The sequence below is a fragment of the Ruegeria sp. HKCCA5929 genome, from assembly GCF_013034525.1.
GTDB lineage: Bacteria > Pseudomonadota > Alphaproteobacteria > Rhodobacterales > Rhodobacteraceae > Ruegeria.
This window is the reverse complement of record NZ_WQGE01000004.1, coordinates 317,916-340,854: the sequence shown is the minus strand read 5'-3', so window position 1 is coordinate 340,854 and position 22,939 is coordinate 317,916. Positions and strand designations below refer to the sequence as shown.

The following is a 22,939-nucleotide window of genomic DNA, read 5'->3' as shown; positions in this document are numbered from 1 at the left end:
CAGCAAGTTAGCCGTAGCGATAAGGCCGTCCAGCCTTGAGCATGTCGGCGTTGTATTGCTTGAAGATTTCAACGACCTTCGCTTTCGTCTCGGACTCGGCTGCGATCTCGTCCCAGAATGCAACGGCCGCCGCTTCGACAGTTGCCCATTCTTCGTCCGGAATTGACGTCAGCTGCATCTTGTCGCCGTTGACGCGCAGGCTGGCCTCGCCACCCCAATACCACCACTGGCGGTAATAGTGCGACTGATCGGTGCAGACGCGGAACAAGGTTTGCAGGTCTTCCGGCAGCTCATTCCAGCGGTCCATATTGGCGAAGAATGAACCCGCCCATGCGCCCGAGATGTTGTTGGTCAGGAAGTAGTTGGTCACATCCGCCCAACCCACGGTGTAGTCTTCGGTGATCCCTGACCACGCGATACCGTCCAGCTCGCCGGTTTGCACCGCAACTTCGATGTCTTCCCACGGCAGTGTCACCGGCACGACGCCAAACTGGCTCAGGAAGCGGCCCGCTGTCGGGAAGGTAAAGACACGCTTGCCCTGAAGGTCAGCGAGGCTGTTGATCGGGTCTTTGGTCGCGAAATGGCACGGGTCCCAGGCACCTGCCGAGATGTGCTTGACGCCAACTTTAGAATACTCGGCGTCCCAGATTTCGTTCAGCCCGTATTGATTGAACAGAACCGGCACGTCCAGCGAGTAGCGCGAGGCAAACGGGAAGTAACCGCCGAACACGGTGACTTCGGTCGGCGACGCCATCGAGTCGTCATCCGACTGCACTGCATCGATCGTGCCGCGCTGCATGGCGCGGAATAGCTCGCCCGTCGGGACCAGCTGGTCTGCATAGAACAGCTCAATCTGCATCCGATCACCGGCGATGGTGTTGAACATCTTGATGGCCGGATCGATCACGTGTTCGGCCAGCGCCGGGCCTGCATAGGTCTGCATCCGCCACCTGATCGTTGATTGCGCCAGTGCAGGTGTCGCCAGCGCTGCTGCGGGCGCGGCTGCTGCGCCTTTCAGAAATGTACGTCTGTTTGTCATTCTCTCTCTCCGTTGGTCAGTTTCAGCAATGCGGGGGATGCCCGCGATGCCCCGGTTTGGTCCGGGATCATTTGTTGTAAACGTATTCTGGTAACCACAGCGCGATCTGCGGGAAGGTCATGATAATGGCCAGTGCAAGCGTCATCACCATCACGAAGGGCAGGATCGACCCGTAAATGTCACGCAGTGAAATCTCTGGTGGCGCCATCGCGCGCATCAGGAACAGATTATAGCCGAAGGGCGGTGTCATATACGCGATCTGAGTCGTGATCGTGTACAGCACGCCATACCAGATCAGGTCGAAACCCAATGCCCCCACCAGCGGCACGTATAGGGGGGCAACGATGACCAGCATGGCGGTATCGTCCAGGAACGTACCCATCAGGATAAAGCTGAGCTGCATGAAGATCAGGATCACCCAGGGGTTCAGGCCCAAACGTTCGGTAAACAGATTCTCGATCGCGCGCACCGCACCCAGCCCATCGAACACAGCGCCAAAGGCCAGTGCTGCAAGGATGATCCACATGAACATGCAGGTGATGCCCAGTGTTGAGCGCACCGAGGTTTCGAAAACCTCGCGGGTCATCCGGCCCTTCAGCACCGCAGCGACAAACGCCGTCAAAGCGCCAATGGCCGAGCTTTCAACCAGCGAGGTCCAGCCGTTCACAAATGGCACCATCATCGCGGCAAAAATGCCCAGCGGCAAAAGACCGGCACGCAAGAGACGCAGTTTTTCCGCCATGGGAACATCACGTTCTTCCGCTGATAAAGCAGGCCCCAAAGTTGGGTTAATCCGGCAGCGGATCACGATGTAAAGGATGAACATCGCAGCCATCATCAGTCCGGGCAGTAGCCCCGCCAACCAAAGCTGACCAACCGGTTGACGGGCGATCATTGCGTAAAGAACCAAGACCACCGAGGGCGGCACAAGGATGCCCAGAGACGATCCGGCTTGTATCACCCCCGTCACCATCTTCTTGTCGTACCCACGTTTCAGCAATTCAGGCAGCGCAATCGTTGCGCCGATGGCCATACCTGCAACGCTTAGACCGTTCATGGCCGAGATCAGAACCATCAGACCAATTGTGCCAATGGCCAGACCGCCGTTCAGCCCGCCCATCCAGACGTGGAACATCTTGTACAAGTCGTCTGCGATTTTGGATTCGGCCAGCACATAGCCCATGAAGATGAACATCGGCAGCGTCAGCAGCGGGTACCATTTCATCAGCTTCATGGCGGCGGAAAAGCCAATGTCGTAACCGCCACGATCCCCCCAAAGAAACAGCGCTGCCATAACGGCGACAAAGCCGATGGCTCCAAAAACGCGCTGCCCTGTCAGCAACATCAGCATCATGGTCGAAAACATCAGGATGGCGATCATCTCGTATGACATCAGATCACCTCGCGCGGGATGTCATCGCCCTTGAGGCGTAGTATATCTTTGAAGAGTTCCGAGATGGCTTGAAGCAACATCAGGAACAGCCCCACAACCATGATCACCTTGATTGGCCACAGGTAAGGACGCCACGCGGTGGGACTGCGCTCGCCATATTGCAGCGAATAACTCAGCGAGTCGTAGCCGCCATAGATCATCACACCCAGATAGACGATCAGGAAGAACACCGTGATCGCATCGGTCCAGGCCCGCCGACGATTCGACCATTCACTATACAGCAGATCCATACGGACGTTCGATCCCATCTGAATGGAATAGGGGCCGCCGAGCACATAATAGGCCACCATCGCAAACTGGGCCATCTCAAGGGTCCAGAGAGATGGCAAAAAGAACGTCTTCGAGATCGAGGACCAGAGCAGAATGCCCATCATGACAAAGATGCCATACATGACCACACGCCCGATCCAGCGGTTCGCGCGATCAATGACCGCCACATATCCCCGCATGAATTTCATTGAGATATTGCCTCTGTCATGCTGTAGCCTCGGTGTTCGAAAAGGCAGAAATGACGGATTGCAGGATCGGCGCGAGCTGCCCTGCCATTCGGTTCACACCCGCAGGAGTGTCGATCAGGTCATTGCGCACCTCGATCATGACATTGGGCAACCCGCGTTTGATTGCGTGTTCCTGCAACGTGTGCGTGACGCCGTCAGTGGCCGAGTAGGGTTCGTTCAGCGCGACCTTTAGTCCGGTGCCTTGCGCCTGTTGCAACATGATCCGGGCCGCGCGGTCGTCTTTGTCATGCAATATACCCAGCTCAACCGAGCGCGTCTGTCCCTTGTAGATCGGGGTGAAGCTGTGGATCGTGATGACCACGGGCGGCTCGTTTCTTGCGTTCAAGGTGGACGACAAAAGGTTTCGGAATGGGTCATACACATCCCGCACGCGCTGGGTGCGCTGTGCCGCCGTCAGATTCGTGTTTCCGGGAACTGAAAACACTTCGCTGAGTTGAGGCATGGCGTCTTCACGTTCCGGCGGGCGGTTGCAATCATAGACAAGCCGACTGACCCGAGAATGGACCAATGGCGCGTCCAGCGCCCCCATCAACTCAACCGAAAGCTCCATTGCGCCAATATCCCATGCAGCATGGGACCGGGCCGCACTCTCATCCAGACCGAGGCCGTGCAAAGCGGCGGGGACAAAGCGGCTGGCGTGTTCGCACACCAAAACCGCATTGGCGCTGCCCCGTGCATTGAGCAGACGTGCAGCCGGTGCCTCGACGGTTTGTAATAGGGATGACTCGGAATCGTGATGCATAGGTAGCATTTGTTACAGCAGCTTCCCAACTGTCAAGAAAATTACTGTAGACAAAATTACAGGTGAGAATATTCTGTAACAAACATAAGAAACGAGGGTGCCGATGGCCACCGTTGTGAAACTTGTCAAACAGCGGATTCAGGATGAACTGGACGATCTGACTCGATCAGAGCGCCAGTTGGCGTCTATCCTGTTGCAGGATTATCCGATGGCAGGGCTGCAATCGATCACCAAGCTGGCAGCTGCTGCGCAGGTCTCGACCCCGACCGTTATCCGTATGGCCCGCAAGCTTGGGTTCGATGGGTTTCCGGACCTGCAGGATGCCCTGCGCGAAGAAGTGGCAGCGCAGATCAAGAAACCGATCTCGAAACGGGATGCCTGGGTTGTCGATGACGAGGCCGAACACCCGACAACGCGCTTTGCGCAGGCCGTCTGGACAAACATGCGCCACACGCTGGAGCGTCTGGACAAAGAGATGTTTGACACCGTCGCCCAGCTATTGGCTGAAACGGACCGGCATCTTTATGTGGTGGGTGGCCGCATCACCCGATCCAACGCGGATTATCTGTTCAATCACATGCAAATCATCCGTCCAAACGTGACCATGCTGGGCAATTCAGCCAATGTTTGGCCGCAGTACCTTTTGGACATGGACGCGTCCTCGGTCCTGGTGATCTTCGACATTCGGCGATACGAGGCGCATCTGGAAAAGCTGGCCCAGGTTGCCTCGAGCCGAGGCGTCACAGTTGTTCTGTTTACCGACCAGTGGGGCTCACCGATCGGAAAGACCGCAAATTACACCTTCCACGCCTTGGTCGAGGCCCCTTCAAGCTGGGATTCGACGATAGCGCTGCAGCTGATTTCGGAAACCTTGATTGCAGAAGTGCAAGAGGCCCGGTGGGAGGAAAGTAAGGAACGGATCGAGGAACTGGAGCAGTTTTTTTCGTCAACCCGGCTATTCCGCAATCAGGATTGAACGGTCGAATCTGATTAAGCGCTTTGGTGCAAAAACGGTGGCACAAAATTTGCCACTTCTTGCTTGACGCGCACCTGTGCATGACTTAACCAACGCAAACCATTTGCGGGTATAGCTTAATGGTAAAGCCCCTGCCTTCCAAGCAGGCTATGTCGGTTCGATTCCGTCTACCCGCTCCAATCACCCTTACTTTTCTGCGTCAAATGGCCCTTTCGGGTGGCTGATCCATGTCGTGATGCTTGACCAGAAGGGCGGCTGAGGCCAAGAAAGCGTTCACTTTCTAGCGTTCAATCCATAAGGGCCCGACATGGCAAGACAGACCGCCAACAAACCAGCTCAAGCCGCTGCCCCCGGTGCCAGCGAAGAGCGGGCCCGCTCAAAGAAAATTGGGGTGCTGGCCTCGCTTTGGCCTTTCATGAAGCCCTATAAGCTTTTGATGATCGGCGCGACTCTGGCGTTGATTCTGACCGCAAGCATGACGCTGACCCTGCCACTTGCGGTGCGGCGCGTGATTGACAACTTCCGCATTCAGGATGGCGAACTGCTGGATTGGTATTTCCTGGCGGCACTGGGTATCGCCGCTGTTCTGGCTGTGGGCACCGGTATCCGGTATGCGCTGGTCACGCGACTGGGCGAACGTGTGGTGGCCGATATTCGCAAGGCTGTGTTCGATCGCGTGATCGCGATGAGCCCTGAATTCTATGAACGCATCATGACCGGCGAGGTGCTCAGCCGGATCACAACGGATACCACCCTGATCCAATCGGTGCTCGGGTCATCAGTGTCGATCGCGTTGCGCAACATGCTGATGTTCTTTGGTGGGCTGGTTTTGATGCTGCTGACCTCGGCCAAATTGACCGGGCTGGTGCTTTTGTTGATCCCGATTGTCGTTGTTCCGATCCTGGTTCTGGGCCGCCGTTTGCGCGTGATCAGTCGCGAAAATCAGGATTGGATCGCAGCCTCGTCCGGAAACGCAGGTGAGGCATTGGGGGCTGTTCAGACCGTGCAGGCCTTTACCCATGAACAGGAAAGCCGCAAGCAATTCGGAGAGATGACCGAAACCTCGTATGTGGTCTCGTTGCGTCGCATTCAGACTCGCGCGGTCCTGACAGTCATCGTGATTTTCCTGGTCTTTTCGGGCATCGTCGGTGTCCTTTGGATGGGGGCCAATGACGTACGAAACGGTGTGATGACCGAAGGCGTTCTGGTGCAGTTCGTGATCTATTCGATCATCATGTCAGGCTCGGTTGCGGCCCTGTCCGAAATCTGGAGCGAACTTCAACGCGCGGCCGGGGCGACCGAGCGTCTGGTCGAACTTCTGAATGCCGAAGACACCGTGACCGATCCCGCCAAGCCCTTGACCCTGCCCAAAGATGTTAAAGGTGAAATCCGGTTCGAAGATGTCAGCTTCCGCTATCCAGCGCGCCCCGATACCGTCGCACTGGATCATCTGTCGCTGCAGGTCAATCCGGGCGAAACTGTCGCGTTTGTCGGACCGTCAGGTGCAGGCAAGACGACCGTCATTCAGTTGATCCAACGCTTCTATGATCCCAATTCGGGCCGGGTCACGTTGGATGGTCATGACCTGCGAGAGCTGGATCGGGCAGATTTCCGTACCCATATGGCTCTGGTTCCTCAGGACCCCGTGATATTTGCCGCCTCGGCCCGCGATAACATCCGCTTCGGGCGTTTGGATGCAACCGACGCCGAAGTTGAAGCCGCGGCTCGTGCAGCCGCCGCACATGATTTCATTGCGGCCTTGCCGGAAGGGTATGACAGCTTTGTCGGTGAACGTGGTGTAATGCTGTCCGGTGGGCAAAAGCAGCGCATTGCCATCGCCCGTGCTATCCTGCGAGACGCGCCGGTTTTGTTGCTGGACGAGGCGACCTCGGCTCTGGATGCGGAAAGCGAACGTGCGGTGCAAGGCGCGGTAGACCAGATGCGCGCTGGGCGCACGACGCTGATCGTCGCGCACCGATTGGCAACCGTCAAAAAAGCCGACCGCATCGTCGTGCTGGAAGAGGGCCGTATCGTGGCGCAAGGCAGCCATGATGATCTGGTGTCTCAGGACGGGCTGTATGCACGTCTGGCCCGGTTGCAATTCACCGACGGTGTTGCCGCAGAATAAGGGTGACGCACGGGCATTTTCCCATTCGCCGTAGCGTCATTCTACATTTTACCCGTTGTCACAGCTAAGCCCTCGCTTGCGCGCGGTCGGTTTTGATCCCATCTTGGAGGCGAACAACAAGCCCGCGCGAAATGCGGGAGATCATACGGGAGGAACCACATGGCTTTTGTGGGATTGGAAGACAAAACGCGCATGGAACAGGAAATGCCGTGGGAGGATCGGGATTTACCCGTCACCTTCCATCAGCTCTTGTCGCGCACGGCAGAGAAGTTTCCCAACCACAATGCCATCAGTTTTCAACTGTTGTCGGGACCAACCGAAAAGGCCGAGACCCTGACCTGGTCGCAACTGCAGGGCAAGGTTAATCAGGCGGCGAACCTTTTCCGTTCTCTGGGCGTTGGCGAAAAAGATGTGGTGGCCTATGTGCTGCCCAACTGTAACGAGACGCTGATCACGATGATGGGCGGCGCGGTAGCCGGGATCGTGAACCCGATCAATCCGCTGCTTGAGCCGGAACAGATAGCGGCCATCCTGCGCGAGACCGGCGCCAAGGTTGTGGTGACGCTGAAATCGTTCCCAAAAACGGATGTGGCCCAGAAAGTGGAAGAGGCTGTGCGTCATGCCCCCAAGGTCAACACCATTCTGGAAATCGACCTGAATCGTTATCTGACGCCACCCAAATCCTGGCTGGTGCCGTTCCTGCGCCCAAAGATGGGTGACAAGGAAAAACTGGCCCATGCGAACTACAAGAACTTTAATAAAGAGCTGGCCAAGCAGCCGACCACGCTGACGTTTGAAGACAGCAAGGAAGACCGCGTTGCGTGCTACTTCCACACGGGCGGCACGACAGGTATGCCAAAAGTGGCGCAACACAAGTATTCCGGCCTCGTCTATAACGGCTGGCTGGGTCACACGCTGTTGTTTGACGAAAACGACGTCATCATGTGCCCGCTTCCCATGTTCCACGTCTTTGCGGTGCACGTGATTATGATGGCGGCCGTGTCCTCGGGCGCGCATGTGATCTTCCCGACACCGGCCGGGTATCGTGGAGACGGCGTTTTCGACAATTTCTGGAAGCTGATCGAACGCTGGAAGGTAAGCTTTATCATCACCGTTCCCACTGCCATTTCGGCCAAAATGCAGCGTCCGGTTGATGCCGATATCTCAAGCGTAAAAACAGCTTTCTCTGGCTCGGCCCCGCTGCCGGTTGAGCTGTTCCGCCGCTTTGAAGAAGCCACGGGTGTGACGATCGTTGAAGGCTATGGCCTGACCGAGGCCACGTGTCTGGTGTCGTGCAACCCTGTGGATGGTGAGAAAAAGATCGGATCGATCGGTATTCCGTTCCCCTATACGGATGTAAAAATCCTGCAAAGCGGGCCGGACGGACCGGTCGAATGCGGTACGGATCAAATCGGAGAAATCTGTATCTCGAACCCGGGTGTATATGCGGGCAACACCTATACCGAGGCCGACAAGAACGTCGATCTTTACTATTACGACAAGTATTTGCGCACGGGTGATCTGGGGCGGTTTGATGAAGACGGCTATCTGTGGATCACGGGCCGCGCCAAGGATCTGATCATTCGCGGTGGCCATAACATTGACCCAGCCGAGATCGAAGAAGCGCTATTGGGCCATGAAGCTGTCGCGTTTGCCGGTGCCATTGGTCAACCAGACGCGCATTCCGGTGAAGTGCCATGTGCGTTTGTCGAACTGGTCGACGGGGCGTCGGTCACGGAAAAAGAGCTTATGGACTACTGCAAGGTTCATGTGCATGAACGTGCGGCGCAGCCCAAGCATATGACCATTCTGGACGAACTGCCGAAAACTGCGGTTGGTAAGGTCTTTAAGCCCGATCTGCGTAAGCAGGCGATCACACGTATCTACAATGGTGCGCTTGAGGCAGCTGATGTATCTGCACGTGTTGTTTCGGTGATCGACGACAAAAAGCGCGGCCTTGTCGCGCAGCTTGACGCGAACGGATCTTCGGAAGACGATGTCTCAAAAGTGCTGGGCGCATTTACCCAGCCATGGGAGTGGTCTGAGTAAGCCGGAGGGACAATGGACTATGAACGCCTGATTGACGAGGAAACCTGGGCGTTCATACGTCGCACGGCTGAAAGCTATCCCGATGATGCGGTTGATCTTTCAATTCAGGATCAGCGTCGCGTCTATGACACCATGTGTCAGGATTTCCGACAACCTCGCCCTGCGGGTGTAGAAACACAGGATCAGGCGGCTGATGGCGTTCCGGTCCGTATCTACACCGCCGGGCAACCCACCCGAACCATCGTCTATTTCCATGGCGGTGGGTTCGTTGTGGGTGGGTTGGACAGCCATGATGATGTCTGCGCCGAACTGTGCGCCCAGACAGGGTATCGTGTTGTTTCGGTTGACTACCGGCTGTGCCCGGAACACGTGCATCCCGCGCAGTTCGAGGACTGTTGGACGGCGGTGAATTGGGCGGCGCGTGAATATGGTGACCCGCTGATCCTGGCCGGAGACAGTGCTGGTGGGAACCTTTCCGCTGCCGTTGCCCATCACGCGCGTGGGCGATTGGACGGCATCTTAGGACAAGTGCTGATCTATCCGGGGCTTGGTGGCGACCGTAGTCAGGGTTCATATCTTGAACACGCCCATGCGCCATTGCTGACCTTGGACGATATCAAGTTCTATGAGACCGTCCGATGTTCAAGTGATCAGCCGCAGAACGACCCGACCTACGCGCCCTTGCAGGACAGCGACTTTTCGAACCTGCCCCCAACTGTGGTTGTGACGGCCGATTGTGACCCGTTGCGTGATGACGGTCTGAACTACTGTCAGCGAATTACCGTAGCAGGGGGCCAGGCCCATTGGATCAACGAGCCTGGCCTTGTGCACGGCTATCTGAGGGCACGGACCTCGGTAAAACGCGCTGCGGAAAGCTTCGAACGTATCTCGGTCGCTGTCGAAGCCCTGGGACAAGGGATCTGGTCTTACGACTAAGAACTATCTTAGTGCAAAGACGCGTTCGCCTTATCGCAGGAACACTTCGCCTTTCATTGTCTCTGCAATGGGGGCACCCATACGGCTAAGGATTGTCGGTGCCAATTGCAACTGGCTGATGACGGTCTCTGCGTCAGGTCCTTCTGCGTCGCCGAAGTAATACAGTGCTGTTTCCTGTTGCAATGGGCCACGACCACCGTGATGGCCGCGTTCGTCCTGCCCGTGATCGGCGGTTACGATCACATCATATCCCAGTTGGCGCCAGCGGGGGATAAAAGGGGCCAGCATCTCGTCGGCGACAAAGCAAGCATGATCCATTTCTTCGCAATCGTGGAAGAAACGGTGGCCCATACTGTCCAGCGTGCAGGTGTGAAGGATGCCATAGTCCAGCCCGAAGCGCAGGCACAGATTGGTAAGTGTCCCATACAGGTCCACGTCGGATGGCGTCATCTGATTGTCTTTGCCATATCCCGTCATGCTGTGGAAACGACCATGGTTGATCGTCTGGCTTTCGGGCTCGTCATATTCGATATCACGGACATAGTCGAACGGGTGGCGGTTGAAGAACTGGGACCAGTAGCTATGCGTTACTGCTCCGGTTACGCCGCCACCTTCGCGAACCTGACTGAATACGTCCTTGTGGCTCAAACGAAAGACGTTGCCGTTGCCGGTGCAGCCATGTTCCTGCGGTGTCACACCTGTGTGGATTGACGCATAGCAGCTGGCCGACGTCGAAGGCAGCACGGCCCGCAACTTCCAGACCCGTGCGTCGCCACTGTCGACCCAGCCTTCCAGATTGCCAAACAAACGACGAAAATTGCGGTAGGGGACGCCGTCCAGAATGATGAGTAGAAGTTTGCGGTCCATGCCCGTGCCTTTCATTAAATTCTTCAGCCGAGCCTAGGAGATTCGCGGCCCTAAACGCGACTGTTCACGCCCCCAATAGCAAAATCCCGACACCTGTCATCTGACAAAGCGCCGGGATTTTCAGATTTCATGGAACTGTCACAAGCGTGGATCAGTTGCCTGCGCTCTCCATCTTGCGATGGGCGACAACCTCTTCCAGCCAACCCAGATGCATTTCGGGCACCGAGCTGAGCAGAAGGTCGGTATAGTCGTCAAACGGCGGGCTCAGCACCTGCGATTTCGGCCCGTAGCGAACCACGCGCCCCTGATACATCACCGCGATGCTGTCGCTGATCGCGCGGACCGTCGCTAGATCGTGGGTGATGAACAGATAGGCCACGTTCTCGATCTTTTGCAGGTCCAACAGCAGCTTGAGAATGCCATCCGCCACCAGAGGGTCGAGCGCAGACGTTACCTCATCACAGATGATCATCTTCGGCTTTGCCGCCAGTGACCGGGCGATGCAGACACGCTGTTTCTGACCACCGGACAGCTCGGCTGGATAGCGGTCGATGAACTTTTCGCCCAACTCGATCTCATCCAGCAGTTCGATGACCCGCTTGCGCTTTTCCGCACCCCGCATGTTGAAGTAGAATTCCAGCGGGCGGCCGATGATGGTTCCAACGGTCTGACGCGGGTTCATCGCCACGTCGGCCATCTGGTAGATCATCTGCAATTCGCGCAGGTCTTCGCGGGTTCGGCCTTTGAGGTCTGGCGATAGTTTGCGCCCGGCAAAGGTGATTTCACCATCCCGAGGGGGCAACAAACCGGTGATGACCCGCGCCAGCGTCGATTTACCCGAGCCGGATTCGCCCACAACGGCCAGTGTCTGCCCCGGATGAAGCTCGACATTGACGTTGTGCAAAACGTCGAAGTTCAAGCCCTTGTAACGCGCGGTGATACCGTCAACGCTGAGCACCGGTTCTGGTGTCGGCTGCTTCTCTTCATGCTCAATTGAGCGAACCGAGACCAGCGCCTGCGTGTATTCCTCCTGCGGATTGTTGATGATCTGATCGGTGTTGCCGTACTCGACCGTATTGCCCATGCGCAGAACCATGATGTCATCGCTCACCTGCGCCACAACTGCCAAGTCATGGGTGATGTAAAGTGCGGCGACTCCGGTGTCTGCGATGGCTTCTTTGATCGCCATCAGAACATCGATCTGGGTAGTCACATCCAGCGCCGTGGTGGGTTCGTCGAAAACCACAAGATCAGGCTCGGGGCACAAGGCCAGAGCCGTCATGCAGCGCTGCAACTGTCCACCCGAAACCTGATGCGGGTACCTGTCGCCGATATTGTCCGGGTCGGGCAGACCCAGCTTGGCGAACAGTTCACGCGCCCGGCCTTCGGCCTCTTTGCGGCTGAACTTTTTCTGTTCGACCGCAGCCTCGACCACCTGATCCATGATCTTCTTGGCCGGGTTGAAGGACGCCGCGGCGGACTGAGACACATACGTGACTTCGCCACCGCGCAGCTTGCGGATATCCCCGTGCGAGGTTTTCAGGATATCACGCCCGTTGACCCAAACCTCACCACCGGTGATCTTCACACCGCCCCGGCCATAAGCCATTGAGGCCAGACCGATGGTGGATTTCCCGGCGCCGGATTCCCCGATCAGGCCCAGCACCTTGCCGCGCTCGAGATCAAAGCTGACCCCGTGCACGATCTCGATGTCATGAGGTTTTTCACCCGGTGGATACACGGTTGCGCCGATCTTGAGGTCGCGGACCTTGAGAAGTGGATCGCTCATCCCCGGCCTCCTTTCAGTGATGTGGTGCGGTTCAGGACCCAGTCAGCCACCAGGTTGACCGAAATCGCCAGCGTCGCGATGGCGACAGCGGGATACAGCGCCGCACCGATACCGTAGACGATGCCGTCCTTGTTTTCTTTCACGATGCCGCCCCAGTCCGCCAGCGGCGGCTGAACGCCCAGACCCAGGAAGGACAGGGTCGAGACAAACAGAACCATGAAAATGAAACGCAGACCCAGTTCAGCCACCAGCGGCGACAGAGCATTGGGCAGGATTTCGCGGAAGATCACCCAGATCTGGCCTTCACCCCGCAGGCGCGAGGCTTCGACGTAATCCATTACGGCGATGTCCACCGCAACAGCGCGCGCCAGACGATAGACGCGCGTGGCATCCAGCAGGCCCATGACAACGATCAGAACAGGGATGGTGACCGGAACCATGGCCAGAACCACCAATGCGAAGATCAGCGATGGAATCGACATGATCAGATCGACTGTACGTGACATGACCTGATCGACCCAGCCGCCCATAACGGCTGCCAGAAAACCCAGGACCGAGCCGGTCACAAAGCTGAGGATCGTTGCTGCCGTGGCGATGAAGATCGTCGTGCGCCCGCCATAGATCATGCGGCTGAGAAGGTCGCGGCCAATGTTGTCCGTGCCCAGCCAGAATTGCGAGCTTGACGGCTCCCACACATCGCCGACGACCTCGGCCATGCCATAAGGGGCCAGCAGGGGGGCAAAGATGGCAACAAAGAAGTACAGGCCGGTAAAGCCAAGACCGATCATTGCAGAGATAGGAATGTTCTTCATTTCGGATGCCTCAACCTTGGGTTGGCAAGGATCGAGACGATGTCTGCAATCATGTTCAAACCGATATAGATCGCGGCGAAGATTACACCGCACGCCAGGACAACGGGCACGTCACGCTTGGTCACGTGATCCACCAGATATTGCCCCATGCCGGGATAGACGAAGACGACCTCGACCACGACGACGCCAACAACAAGGTAGGCCAGGTTCAGCATGACCACGTTTACAATCGGTGCGATGGCATTCGGGAATGCGTGGCGGTAGATCACCTGAAAGTTGCTCAGGCCCTTAAGCTCTGCCGTCTCGACATAGGCCGACTGCATCACGTTCAAGATTGCAGCGCGGGTCATACGCATCATGTGCGCCAAAACCACCAGAGTCAGCACGATGACAGGCAAAGCGATAGAGTTCAGCTTTTGCCCAAGGGTCATGCTGTCGTTGATCATTGCAAGCGGCGAGAAGAAGCCCAGTTTGACGGCAACGAAGTAGACCAGCACATAACCGATCAGGAATTCGGGGATAGAGATCGTGGTCAGTGTGACCGCCGAAATCATCTTGTCGGGCCAGCGGTTGCGGTAGCGGACCGCCAGAAGGCCCAGGAAGATAGCCAGTGGAACCGAAATAATAGCGGCCCAGAACGCCAGAAACAGTGTGTTGCCCAGACGGCTGCCAACGGATTCAGCGATGTCGAGCTTGTTTGTCAGTGATTGGCCCAGATCACCCTGAACAATGCCACCCAACCATTCAAAATAGCGGGTCAGGGCTGGCCGGTTGAGGCCCATTTCTTCGCGCAGGTTTGCCAGCGCTTCGGGGGTTGCGGATTGGCCAAGGACGGCTTGCGCCGCGTCCCCGGGAAGGGCTTCAGTGAGGCCGAATATCAGAGCCGATGCACCGAAGAGAAGCAAGAGTCCCAGCGCTAAGCGCTGGAACACCAGTTTGATGATGGGATGCATATACAGTAGCCCGGATCAGACGAACCACATTTTGCGGGACATATTGCCGTTCATCAGCTCTTGTGTCGGGTCGGTTTCCCAACCGTCCAACTGGTTGCTGATGCCCTCAACAAAGTCGTTGAACATCGGACAGATCAGACCGCCTTCATCACGGACCATCATGCCCATCTGGCTGTAGATACCTTTGCGCTTCTCAGGGTCCAGTTCAGCACGTGCGGCGAACAGCAAGTCGTCGAAGGCCGGGACCTTGAACCGCGTGTCGTTCCAGTCCGCAGTCGACAGATAGGCAGTCGCATACATTTGATCCTGAACCGGGCGGCCACCCCAGTAGGACGCACAGAATGGCTGAACATTCCAGACTTCCGACCAGTAGCCATCATTTGGCTCACGCTTGATCTCAAGCGGAATTCCAGCTTCTGCTGCAGACTGTTGGAACAAGGCCGCTGCATCTACCGCACCAGGGAAGGCGCCATCTGCCACACGCAGAATAATTGGCGAACCGTCATGGCCCGACTTTTGATAATGCTCAGCGGCCTTTTCAACGCTGAATTCGCGCTGCGGAATAGTCTCATCAAACAGCGGGTAAGCCGCGTTGATCGGCATGTCGTTCCCGATCGAACCATAGCCTCGAAGCACTTTCTCAACCAGATCCTCTCGGTTGATGGCGTGTTTCAGAGCGAGGCGCAGTTCGTTGCTGTCGAACGGTGCAGTGTCAATGTGCATGATGAAGACATAGTGTCCGCGACCTGCGGTCGAGTGCACTGTCAGGTTTGGCGCGCGTCCCAAAAGGTCGGCCACTTTCGGTTCGACCCGGTTGATTGCGTGAACTTGTCCAGATTGAAGCGCGGCCGTACGGGCCGTAGCATCGTTGATCACGATCACTTCTACGCTGTCGAAATTTCCGAAATCCGAATTCCAGTGGTTTTCGAACTTTGTATAAAGGTGGCGCACACCGGGTTCATCCACTTCTACCTTATACGGTCCGGTTCCGATGCCCGCGCCAGGATTCTCCATCCCTCCGTCAGGCTGAACGATCAAATGATAGTCGGCCATCAGATAGGGCAGGTCAGCGTTTGGCTCAGTCAGCGTGACCTGGAAGTTGTCCCCGTCAGCCTTCATGGACTCGATACCTTTCATGATGCCAAGCGCACCAGATTTCGAGTCTTCGTTCGAGTGACGCTGCATCGTTTTAAGAACGTCTTCGCTGGTCATTGTTTTCCCGTTGTGGAACTCAACGCCTTGACGCAGCTTAAATGTCCATACTTTGGCGTCTGCGCTACCTTCCACGCTTTCTGCCAGGCGCGGTTCGATGGTGCCATCGGGTGCCACTTCAACCAACTGATCGCCGAATTGTTTGCCGTTCTGGAAGGGAACTGAGCTTGCATAGGTCGCCGGGTCAAGCGAGTTAGTTGATTCGCCACCTTGCAGGCCAAACTTCAGGTCACCGCCTTTTTTGGGCCCTGCCGCCCGCGCGGCGTCCGCAAACATTGTGCTGGCCATTGCTGCTGAAACACCTAAAGCCGCAGCTTTCCCCATAAATTCGCGGCGGGTCATCTTCCCGGCAGTGACCTGGCCGGCCATGTGCGTGATTTGTTCGTTCATTGAGTGTTCTCCCTATTGAGTGGTTTTAGCCCTTTGCGGACTTTTTATTGACGCATGAGTCAAAGTTGGCGCATTTCAGACAGCCGAGCAAGGATATTTCGCGCGTGCACCGAAAACGATGGTCTTCACGATGACGTCAAGAACGCTGCCCTCGTGATCTGTATGTTGAGAAACCGTCTGCATATTCTTTCATTTTCGGTTCTTGATGGAACAAAGTGTAGGAAAATACGTCAAATCATACGCGTATTGCGACAATTAGGTCCATTACGTTGGTCCCGGTCGGTCCCGTCAACAAAAGCGCACCCGCTGAATCCAGAAAGGTGCCGCTGTCAGCGTTTTGAAGGTAGGTTTCGGCTGCTTCTACCCAGGTAGTTCCGGTTACGATTCCTCCGGCTGCGTTTGTTGGGCCGTCCGTACCATCCGTGCCACCGGCAACAACCGTCAGGTTCGGCTGACCTGAGATCTCTTTGGCCAATGCAAGCGCCAGTGCCTGATTTCGCCCACCGCGCCCTGGGTCATCGGGGAGAACCACGGTCGGTTCACCGCCAAAGATCATCACACCTTTGTCCATGCCACGTAGCATTGGCCCAAGGTGCGCAGCCACCCTCAGATAGTCGTCGTGCAGGGTTTCGTCATTGGCCAGAACCGTTTGACCCGCTTCGCTTGCTGCGAAGGCAGCCGCATTTCGGGCATGGGCGTTTGAAGCCACGATCTGAGTGGTCGCTGTGAAGCTGTAATCATCGGGCAAAGCGCCAATGCCCGAACCAATGACACTGAGATCGTCGCCGGGCACATCTGAAATCGCCAGAACAGTCGCGTGTGCACCTTTGAAATGAGACAGCAAACCGCCGCCCTTGATGCGTGACAGCTTGCGCCGCTCGGCGTTCATCGCCCGAATGTCCATCCCCTCAGACAGCAGTCTGCGGTTCAACGCTTCCAGATCGCGCAAAGATACGCCGGGCAGAAGATCCTCGGCCAACGAGGACGCGCCGCCTGAAACCAACAGAAGGACATGAGAGCCCGGCGGCATCTGCTCCATCGCAACGCGGAGCGCGCGCCCGCCCGCAAGGCTGCGGTCATCCGGCACCGGATGAGAGGCCTCGATCACCTCGACCGACTCGGGAAGATCGCGACCGTGTTCGTCTTTGGTGACCACAAGAGTGGGGATCGGACCAAACTGAGCCAGCGCCGCACGTGCCATCGCGGCAGCGGGTTTGCCGACCGCGAGAAGCCGATCGGGCTTGGGAACACCCGGCAGTGCGGCCTTGGTGGCAGCGAACCCATCGACCGCATCAACTCCGGCCTGCCAAAACGAAAGGGCTTGCTTTGTGATATCCATCAATTCTCAATCCAGATCGTGACGGGGCCGTCATTTACAAGTTCGACCGCCATATCAGCCCCAAACTGCCCCGTTTCCACCGCAACACCTTGTGCGGAAAGGTGATTTGCAAACTCCTTGTACAGCTGTTCGCCCTGATCCGGCGGGGCTGCGGTTGAAAACCCCGGCCGGTTGCCGCTTTTCGTATCGGCGGCGAGTGTAAACTGGCTGATCACCAACGCCGATCCGCCAATATCCAGAAGTGAGCGGTTCATTTTCCCCGCATCATCTTTGAAGATACGAACCTTGGCCGCCTTTTCGGCAAGCTTCTTGGCCTGCTCGTTGCCATCGCCCTGCATGGCGCAAACAAGAATCATCAACCCCTGTCCACATGATCCTGTGACAGTGCCATCGACCGACACTTTGGCATACGACACCCTCTGCAATACTGCGCGCAAGGGATTCCTCCTTGTTATGCGAAAGCCAACCTCTGGGATTGTTTAATCCCACCATTCCACAAAGTCACTCGGTGCGGCGCGTTCTGTGCGAAAGCTATTTGCGGGATGATCAGGGTCCGCATAGCCAAAAGAAATCGCGCACAGGATCAAGCGGTCTTCGGGGATCTGAAAATAGCGATGCAAGAATGGACCGTAAGTGGCCAATGCGGCTTGTGGTATGGTCGCGATCCCCAACGCTTGGGCTGCCAGCGCGAAGGCCGTGACAAAACCACCGCAATCCATCGCGCCATAGGGGCCAAGCTCAGCCGGGCTTGAAAGGATAGCGCAATGCGGTGCGCCAAACAGGGCAAAGTTCTGCATCATTTGCTGCGCCGACCCGGCGCGGTCCCCGCGTTCCACCCCAACAGCTTCGTACAGCGCCCAACCACAGGCGCGGCGGCGATCCTGGTACACGCCCGAGTAGGAGGTTGGAAACGGCAGATCCGGTGCTGGGGTTCCGCTGACAGCCTCAGCTAACATTGCTTTACGGAACGTATCTGTTTCATCTGCGCTGGTGATCACCAATTGCCAGGGTTGTGCATTGCACCAGCTAGGGACTTGGGATGCGCTGGTGACGATCTGTTCGATCTGCGCTCGCGGTACTGGTTCTGACAGAAACGCCCGACAGGAATAGCGGTCTTTCAGCAGAGTATTCAGTTCAGCTAACGACACGGCAGACCCATCCCTTTGTTTCCGCACTGAGCATGACCGGGCTTTGCCCGATGCACAAGCCTGTCCGCAGGTCCGCCTATTGCCCTGTGGCCGCCAAATATCCGACACCCGCAGCCACCAACAAACCTAGTACAACAGCGATGGTGATTTTGATCGCTGACCAAGGACGTTCGCCTTGAACCCGCCCGGTTCTACCATTGACCACAAATCGGTAGGTCTGGCCGCGGTATTTATAGGCGGCCATCCAAACCGGCAGCAGGATATGCTTGAACGTAACATCACGCACATCTGTATCGACCGCATGAATGCGCTGCCGGTCCCCGCCGATGTCAAAACGAACGTCCCGTTCGATTACGCGCGCCATATGGGCGCGGGCTTCGGCGTACCCTTCCCGCAGTTCAACGCTGTAGGCTTCAGCACGGAAACCGGCCAGGTATTCGGGCTGATAAGGCTCCAGCGCGGGCAGATCCCAGGGCTCCAGCGCGTCGGTGTACCGTTTTGGAAGCGACTTAGACGCCAGCACCAACACGTCGTCAAAAAACCGCGCGACGCGGCCGGACTTGGAGGTCCAGCGTACCTTTGGCACTTGTTGCTGAACCCGCTTGCCGTCTCGCATTACGGTGCGGGTTTCATAATAGACAGTGCCGCGTTCGCCGCGATACGAAGACTTGGTGTCGGCGTCGAAGGTCCAATAGGGCACGTAAATACCCTGCATCTTGCGCCCTTTGCGTGCATATTCCTTCAACCCGTTTGGTGCGAACCACAGTCGCCCCAACCAATCGCCCATCGCCTTGTGGGCTGATCGTTCGTCGAATGCAAAAGGCAATACGCCTTTTGGTTTGATATGCCGGTTGATCCCGGTATCTGTCACGACTGGCGTGGCGCAAAACGGGCATTCTGCTGCATGGGTGTTCGGGTCGAACTCCACCTGCGCGGCACAGTTTGGGCAGGACAGAACGCGGGTTTCCTCGATCTCGCTGTCCGGCAGGCGGTCAGCGATGGCAGCGTCAAAGTCCAGCTCTCGCAGACTTGCACTGCCCCACGGCCCGGCACTGATCGGCTCGGAATGCCCGCAATGATCACAGGTTAAGGTACCATCACCAGGGTTGAACCGGTAGTCAGCGCCACACTGGTCGCAGGGGAAACGGTGTTCGGTCGGGTCAGGGGCGGTGACGTGTGTCATGAATTACCCGGTGGTCATGATGAATAGGAAGGAAGACCGTGTTTGTTCACGTTCCAGGCGCAGGAGGCGGCAGGATTGTGAACAACTGCGCAAGTTCCTGCACGTCGCCTGCCTTTTTCCAACCGTCTTGTCCTGCGGTCCAGACATATGTGTCACGTGTCAGTTCGCCTTCGCTGGCCATGCGTCCCATCTTGGCTTTGGAAAACGGCCCACTTGTCTGACCATCCACAGCGATATGCCACACATGTTCGACAGGTGGCGGAGGAGGCGGTGCCGCATGTGCTACCGGTTGCGGGGCAGCGGGGCCGGGCGATCCCCACGGGCCGCTCGGCTGGCTCGCTGCCATGTTCGACATTTGCTGTGCCATCGCCATGCCCATACCCATGCCAAGACCAGCCCCCATGCCGCCGCCTTGACCCGGATTATTGGCCGCAGCCGTCATTGCCTCTGCAGCGGAATACTGTGTGAACTTGCCCAGATCGCCCGCCAACCCCATCGAGGTCCGCTTATCCAGCGCTGCCTCGACCGCAGGCGGCAGCGAGATGTTTTCAATGTAAAATTCCGGCATTTCCAGCCCATAGCTGTCCAAGACCGGCGAAACTTCGGCAGCGATCAGCTTGCCCAGATCGGCGGTGTTTGCGGCCATGTCCAGCACCGGAATGCCTGAGCCCGAGATGACGCGGCTGAACTCCTGCACGATGATATTGCGCACCTGAAAGCTGATTTCATCCATTGTGAATTCGCCGTCTGTCCCGACGATTTCGACAAGGAACTTGGCTGGGTCCTTTACACGCACCGTGTAGGTGCCATAGGCCCGAATACGGGTTGGCCCGAACTCGGGGTCGCGCAGCATGATCGGGTTTTTGGTGCCCCATTTCAGGTCGTTGAACCGAGTTGTGTTGACGAAATAGATCTCGGATTTGAACGGCGACTGAAAGCCGTGATCCCAATGCTGAAGGGTGGTCATGATCGGCATGTTGTTGGTCTCAAGCATATAGAGACCCGGCGTAAACACGTCGGCCAATTGCCCTTCATGCACAAATACTGCCGCCTGACCTTCGCGCACGGTCAGTTTGGCACCGTACTTGATCTCGTGCCCCTCACGCTCAAACCGCCAGACCATCGTATCACGGGTGTCATCCACCCAATGAATAACGTCAATGAATTCTCCGGTCAGAAAATCGAAAATTCCCATTTGGGTTCTCCTGTCCTTGGGGTCAGAGCGGCTGACCCATTAACTCGCGGGCAATAATACGTACGACGGGGCGCGCATCATCCACGCCCACACCAGGTTGCAGGCGCTGATCATACAGCATCGTCAACAGTTTCTCGTCATGGCTGGTCAGCAGCGCAAACTCATCATCATCGTTGAAAATCGAAGGCCGTGCTGCGGGGCTGTCATTGGACAGACCAAGTCCCTGCGCAATCTCTTCGTGAATACAACTGCGACGCACCAGATCGGTCAGTTCGGCCCGGATCAACGCGACTGCACGCACATATTTGTAGGGCGACGCCCTGGTCGCGGAGGCAAAGACCAGACAGTCGAAATTGGCGCGTGGGTTGGCAACAAGATCCAGCGAAGCCTGGCTGATATTCGGGATCAATTGCTTCAGGCGCGACGCGACATAGGCGCTGTCGTCCTTGCCTGCGAAAAAGACATGGAAGTTGGCGTTGCGCGACACAACCGAAATCGGGTGCTGGGTCAAACCGGCCAGACGGCCCGCGAACACGCGAACCTGATCCGCGTCCTTAGTCCGCGTTTCGGGCAAAACCGAAGGGCCAAACTCGGTCTGGATGCGCACGGGGCCGGACCAACGGCTCAGCTGCCCATCTGTTTGGCGAGAACCGATCGAAACACTCTGCGTCGGATATTCGCTGTAAAACGCGATTGCTTCGAAGTTACGGGCCAGATCGTCGGCATCATAGGGCGTATCCGGTCCGCCGCCATCTGTGCGCAACAGCCCTCGAACCAGAAGGTCGCGTTCAACCCGCTGGTAGAAACGCGCCAGATCCTGACTGGCGGCAGAGGGCGGTACATACGCATTCGCCGCTGTCGGTGCGGGTTCGGGCCGGGGTTGCGGCGCAACAGTGGATGTCAGGGTTTCATCGCAGTTGGCCAAGGCCAACACCGAAGTCACCCCTAACACAAGTTTCAGAGAGTTGAAGCGCCGCACGCGGATCTTGCCTTTAGCCAGGAACCGACGTACCGGAATTGTCACCAATCCCGTCCCGGCGCGCTTTGGCAGCGGCCAGCGTGTCACGCAATTCGGTCTCCATCTTTTGCAATTCGACCTCAGCCGCCGCGCGTTTCGCTTTTCCTTCGTCCGCAATCGCCAGGCTTTCGTTGATAGTTCCGATCAGGTCAGCATTGGCCTGCTTGACGGCCTCGATGTCGAACACACCGCGCTCCATCTCTTCGCGGATCATCTTGTTGGATTCGCGTAAGTTGGCCGCGTTCGAGGTCAGAAGTTCGTTTGTCAGATCATTGGCGTCACGTACCGCGGCTGCAGCCTCGGCGCTGCGCTGGATGGTGACGGCCTGCGCCAGCTGGGTTTCCCACAGAGGCACGGTGTTCACCAGCGTCGAATTGATTTTGGTGACCAGCGACTTGTCGTTTTCCTGCACCAACCGGATTGAGGGCAGCGACTGCATCGTGACCTGGCGGGTCAGCTTCAGGTCATGAACCCGGCGTTCCAGATCGTCGCGCGCGGCACGCATGTCGCGCAGCTCTTGCGCTTTCATAACCTGTTGATCTTCGGGCGCGGCCTCAACTTCGGCTTCTTTCTCGGGAATGTCGTGGCTGTCCAATTCGGTCAGCTTTTCCTCGCCTGCTGCGATATACAGTGCCAGTTCGTCATAAAAGCCCAGCGTCTTTTCATAAAGCAGATCAAGCGATTTGATGTCCTTCAGCAGCGTATGCTCATGGCTCAGAAGGTCGTCGGTTATGCGGTCAATCTGGCCCTGAACTTCTTCGTATTGGGCGGTGAACTTGGCAAACGGTGCGGCCTTGCCCAGCAGTTTTTCCCACCAGCTGCGTTCGCGGCGCACGTCCAGTTCACTGACCGAGAACCCTCGTATCGTGGTGACGATATTGCGTAGGCTGTCCCCGGCGGGGCCCACGTCCTTGTTGCGCACATCCGCCAGCATGGCCTGACTGATTTCCTGCAGTTCGGCCTGTGCGGACGATCCGAAAGACACGATCGAGTTGGTATTGCCCATGTCGATTTCATCCATCCGCTTGCGGATTTCGGCACTGACGGGTTCGTCGGCGTCTTCCAGCGACACGACCTCGGCCTGAGGTTCAGGCAAAGCTACGGCTGTGACTTCCTGCACCAGAGTTTCGGCCTGAACTGCCTTGTTCTTGATCTCATCGGACATGGGGATGTTCCTCGCTCAAATAGTGGC

At 57.1% G+C, this 22,939-nt stretch carries 20 protein-coding genes and 1 tRNA gene; 5 read left to right on the top strand and 16 right to left on the bottom strand.

Annotation, left to right across the window (positions count from 1 at the left end):
- Nucleotides 1-7 precede the first annotated feature (7 nt).
- From GOV90_RS12715 to GOV90_RS12700, 4 genes are all read right to left on the bottom strand, one after another.
- Nucleotides 8-1,039 carry a TRAP transporter substrate-binding protein gene (locus GOV90_RS12715; protein WP_171092576.1) on the bottom strand — a complete coding sequence of 344 codons (1,032 nt, stop codon included), beginning with the start codon at nucleotides 1,037-1,039 and terminating at the stop codon, nucleotides 8-10.
- 67 nt (nucleotides 1,040-1,106) lie between these two features.
- Nucleotides 1,107-2,432, bottom strand: coding sequence for a TRAP transporter large permease subunit (locus GOV90_RS12710; protein ID WP_171092574.1), 1,326 nt, complete (start codon nucleotides 2,430-2,432; stop codon nucleotides 1,107-1,109).
- Nucleotides 2,432-2,950 (bottom strand): TRAP transporter small permease subunit, encoded by a 519-nt coding sequence (locus tag GOV90_RS12705; protein ID WP_171092571.1) that lies wholly within the window; start codon nucleotides 2,948-2,950, stop codon nucleotides 2,432-2,434. The genes GOV90_RS12710 and GOV90_RS12705 overlap by 1 nt, the downstream gene beginning before the upstream one ends.
- Nucleotides 2,951-2,966: 16 nt before the next feature.
- Nucleotides 2,967-3,752 (bottom strand): N-formylglutamate amidohydrolase, encoded by a 786-nt coding sequence (locus GOV90_RS12700; protein WP_171092569.1) that lies wholly within the window; start codon nucleotides 3,750-3,752, stop codon nucleotides 2,967-2,969.
- Between the two features lie 103 nt (nucleotides 3,753-3,855).
- Between GOV90_RS12700 and GOV90_RS12695 the strand changes: the two genes are divergently transcribed.
- The 5 genes from GOV90_RS12695 to GOV90_RS12675 all read left to right on the top strand — a co-directional run bounded on the left by GOV90_RS12695 (nucleotide 3,856) and on the right by GOV90_RS12675 (nucleotide 9,841).
- A complete protein-coding gene (locus tag GOV90_RS12695; RefSeq protein WP_171092567.1) occupies nucleotides 3,856-4,728 on the top strand; it encodes a MurR/RpiR family transcriptional regulator in 873 nt (290 codons plus the stop codon).
- A gap of 105 nt (nucleotides 4,729-4,833) precedes the next feature.
- Nucleotides 4,834-4,907: transfer RNA gene (locus GOV90_RS12690), tRNA-Gly, on the top strand.
- A gap of 128 nt (nucleotides 4,908-5,035) precedes the next feature.
- Nucleotides 5,036-6,856: an ABC transporter transmembrane domain-containing protein gene (locus GOV90_RS12685; RefSeq protein WP_171092565.1), complete on the top strand. Its 1,821-nt coding sequence runs from the start codon at nucleotides 5,036-5,038 to the stop codon at nucleotides 6,854-6,856.
- Between the two features lie 159 nt (nucleotides 6,857-7,015).
- On the top strand, nucleotides 7,016-8,905 hold the full coding sequence (locus GOV90_RS12680; protein WP_171092563.1) for an acyl-CoA synthetase: 1,890 nt from the start codon (nucleotides 7,016-7,018) through the stop codon (nucleotides 8,903-8,905).
- A gap of 12 nt (nucleotides 8,906-8,917) precedes the next feature.
- Nucleotides 8,918-9,841, top strand: a complete 924-nt coding sequence (locus GOV90_RS12675) for an alpha/beta hydrolase (RefSeq protein WP_171092561.1) — start codon at nucleotides 8,918-8,920, stop codon at nucleotides 9,839-9,841.
- Between the two features lie 30 nt (nucleotides 9,842-9,871).
- Here the strand turns inward: GOV90_RS12675 and GOV90_RS12670 are convergent, their stop codons facing one another.
- The 12 genes from GOV90_RS12670 to GOV90_RS12615 form a co-directional block, all read right to left on the bottom strand.
- Nucleotides 9,872-10,708: an alkaline phosphatase family protein gene (locus tag GOV90_RS12670; protein ID WP_171092558.1), complete on the bottom strand. Its 837-nt coding sequence runs from the start codon at nucleotides 10,706-10,708 to the stop codon at nucleotides 9,872-9,874.
- A 151-nt stretch (nucleotides 10,709-10,859) separates the two neighbouring features.
- Nucleotides 10,860-12,497 carry an ABC transporter ATP-binding protein gene (locus tag GOV90_RS12665; protein ID WP_171092556.1) on the bottom strand — a complete coding sequence of 546 codons (1,638 nt, stop codon included), beginning with the start codon at nucleotides 12,495-12,497 and terminating at the stop codon, nucleotides 10,860-10,862.
- A complete protein-coding gene (locus GOV90_RS12660) occupies nucleotides 12,494-13,309 on the bottom strand; it encodes an ABC transporter permease (protein ID WP_171092554.1) in 816 nt (271 codons plus the stop codon). Before GOV90_RS12660 ends, GOV90_RS12665 begins: the two co-directional genes overlap by 4 nt.
- The gene (locus GOV90_RS12655; RefSeq protein WP_171092552.1) at nucleotides 13,306-14,262 is read right to left on the bottom strand and encodes an ABC transporter permease; all 957 of its coding nucleotides are present in this window, start codon (nucleotides 14,260-14,262) and stop codon (nucleotides 13,306-13,308) included. Before GOV90_RS12655 ends, GOV90_RS12660 begins: the two co-directional genes overlap by 4 nt.
- Before the next feature lie 15 nt (nucleotides 14,263-14,277).
- Nucleotides 14,278-15,864, bottom strand: a complete 1,587-nt coding sequence (locus GOV90_RS12650; protein WP_171092551.1) for an ABC transporter substrate-binding protein — start codon at nucleotides 15,862-15,864, stop codon at nucleotides 14,278-14,280.
- Between the two features lie 235 nt (nucleotides 15,865-16,099).
- The gene (locus tag GOV90_RS12645) at nucleotides 16,100-17,203 is read right to left on the bottom strand and encodes a glycerate kinase (protein WP_171092549.1); all 1,104 of its coding nucleotides are present in this window, start codon (nucleotides 17,201-17,203) and stop codon (nucleotides 16,100-16,102) included.
- Nucleotides 17,203-17,640 (bottom strand): D-aminoacyl-tRNA deacylase, encoded by a 438-nt coding sequence (gene dtd, locus GOV90_RS12640; protein ID WP_171092548.1) that lies wholly within the window; start codon nucleotides 17,638-17,640, stop codon nucleotides 17,203-17,205. Before dtd ends, GOV90_RS12645 begins: the two co-directional genes overlap by 1 nt.
- 42 nt (nucleotides 17,641-17,682) lie before the next feature.
- Nucleotides 17,683-18,351, bottom strand: a complete 669-nt coding sequence (locus GOV90_RS12635) for a nitroreductase (RefSeq protein WP_171092546.1) — start codon at nucleotides 18,349-18,351, stop codon at nucleotides 17,683-17,685.
- Between the two features lie 76 nt (nucleotides 18,352-18,427).
- The gene (locus GOV90_RS12630; RefSeq protein ID WP_171092544.1) at nucleotides 18,428-19,534 is read right to left on the bottom strand and encodes a TFIIB-type zinc finger domain-containing protein; all 1,107 of its coding nucleotides are present in this window, start codon (nucleotides 19,532-19,534) and stop codon (nucleotides 18,428-18,430) included.
- A 46-nt stretch (nucleotides 19,535-19,580) separates the two neighbouring features.
- Nucleotides 19,581-20,729: an SPFH domain-containing protein gene (locus GOV90_RS12625; protein WP_171092542.1), complete on the bottom strand. Its 1,149-nt coding sequence runs from the start codon at nucleotides 20,727-20,729 to the stop codon at nucleotides 19,581-19,583.
- A 22-nt stretch (nucleotides 20,730-20,751) separates the two neighbouring features.
- Complete coding sequence (locus GOV90_RS12620; RefSeq protein WP_371732108.1) at nucleotides 20,752-21,672, bottom strand: DUF2927 domain-containing protein; 921 nt, start codon at nucleotides 21,670-21,672, stop codon at nucleotides 20,752-20,754.
- Nucleotides 21,673-21,721: 49 nt separating this feature from the next.
- Nucleotides 21,722-22,912: a toxic anion resistance protein gene (locus GOV90_RS12615; RefSeq protein ID WP_171092540.1), complete on the bottom strand. Its 1,191-nt coding sequence runs from the start codon at nucleotides 22,910-22,912 to the stop codon at nucleotides 21,722-21,724.
- Between the last annotated feature and the right edge of the window lie 27 nt (nucleotides 22,913-22,939).

Excerpts from the sequence above, each read along its gene's own strand:
- GOV90_RS12715 (WP_171092576.1), bottom strand. The coding sequence starts at position 1,039 with ATGACAAACAGACGTACATTTCTGAAAGGCGCAGCAGCCGCGCCCGCA.
- GOV90_RS12710 (WP_171092574.1), bottom strand. The coding sequence starts at position 2,432 with ATGTCATACGAGATGATCGCCATCCTGATGTTTTCGACCATGATGCTG.
- GOV90_RS12705 (WP_171092571.1), bottom strand. The coding sequence starts at position 2,950 with ATGAAATTCATGCGGGGATATGTGGCGGTCATTGATCGCGCGAACCGC.
- GOV90_RS12700 (WP_171092569.1), bottom strand. The coding sequence starts at position 3,752 with ATGCATCACGATTCCGAGTCATCCCTATTACAAACCGTCGAGGCACCG.
- GOV90_RS12695 (WP_171092567.1), top strand. The coding sequence starts at position 3,856 with ATGGCCACCGTTGTGAAACTTGTCAAACAGCGGATTCAGGATGAACTG.
- GOV90_RS12685 (WP_171092565.1), top strand. The coding sequence starts at position 5,036 with ATGGCAAGACAGACCGCCAACAAACCAGCTCAAGCCGCTGCCCCCGGT.
- GOV90_RS12680 (WP_171092563.1), top strand. The coding sequence starts at position 7,016 with ATGGCTTTTGTGGGATTGGAAGACAAAACGCGCATGGAACAGGAAATG.
- GOV90_RS12675 (WP_171092561.1), top strand. The coding sequence starts at position 8,918 with ATGGACTATGAACGCCTGATTGACGAGGAAACCTGGGCGTTCATACGT.
- GOV90_RS12670 (WP_171092558.1), bottom strand. The coding sequence starts at position 10,708 with ATGGACCGCAAACTTCTACTCATCATTCTGGACGGCGTCCCCTACCGC.
- GOV90_RS12665 (WP_171092556.1), bottom strand. The coding sequence starts at position 12,497 with ATGAGCGATCCACTTCTCAAGGTCCGCGACCTCAAGATCGGCGCAACC.
- GOV90_RS12660 (WP_171092554.1), bottom strand. The coding sequence starts at position 13,309 with ATGAAGAACATTCCTATCTCTGCAATGATCGGTCTTGGCTTTACCGGC.
- GOV90_RS12655 (WP_171092552.1), bottom strand. The coding sequence starts at position 14,262 with ATGCATCCCATCATCAAACTGGTGTTCCAGCGCTTAGCGCTGGGACTC.
- GOV90_RS12650 (WP_171092551.1), bottom strand. The coding sequence starts at position 15,864 with ATGAACGAACAAATCACGCACATGGCCGGCCAGGTCACTGCCGGGAAG.
- GOV90_RS12645 (WP_171092549.1), bottom strand. The coding sequence starts at position 17,203 with ATGGATATCACAAAGCAAGCCCTTTCGTTTTGGCAGGCCGGAGTTGAT.
- GOV90_RS12630 (WP_171092544.1), bottom strand. The coding sequence starts at position 19,534 with ATGACACACGTCACCGCCCCTGACCCGACCGAACACCGTTTCCCCTGC.
- GOV90_RS12625 (WP_171092542.1), bottom strand. The coding sequence starts at position 20,729 with ATGGGAATTTTCGATTTTCTGACCGGAGAATTCATTGACGTTATTCAT.
- GOV90_RS12615 (WP_171092540.1), bottom strand. The coding sequence starts at position 22,912 with ATGTCCGATGAGATCAAGAACAAGGCAGTTCAGGCCGAAACTCTGGTG.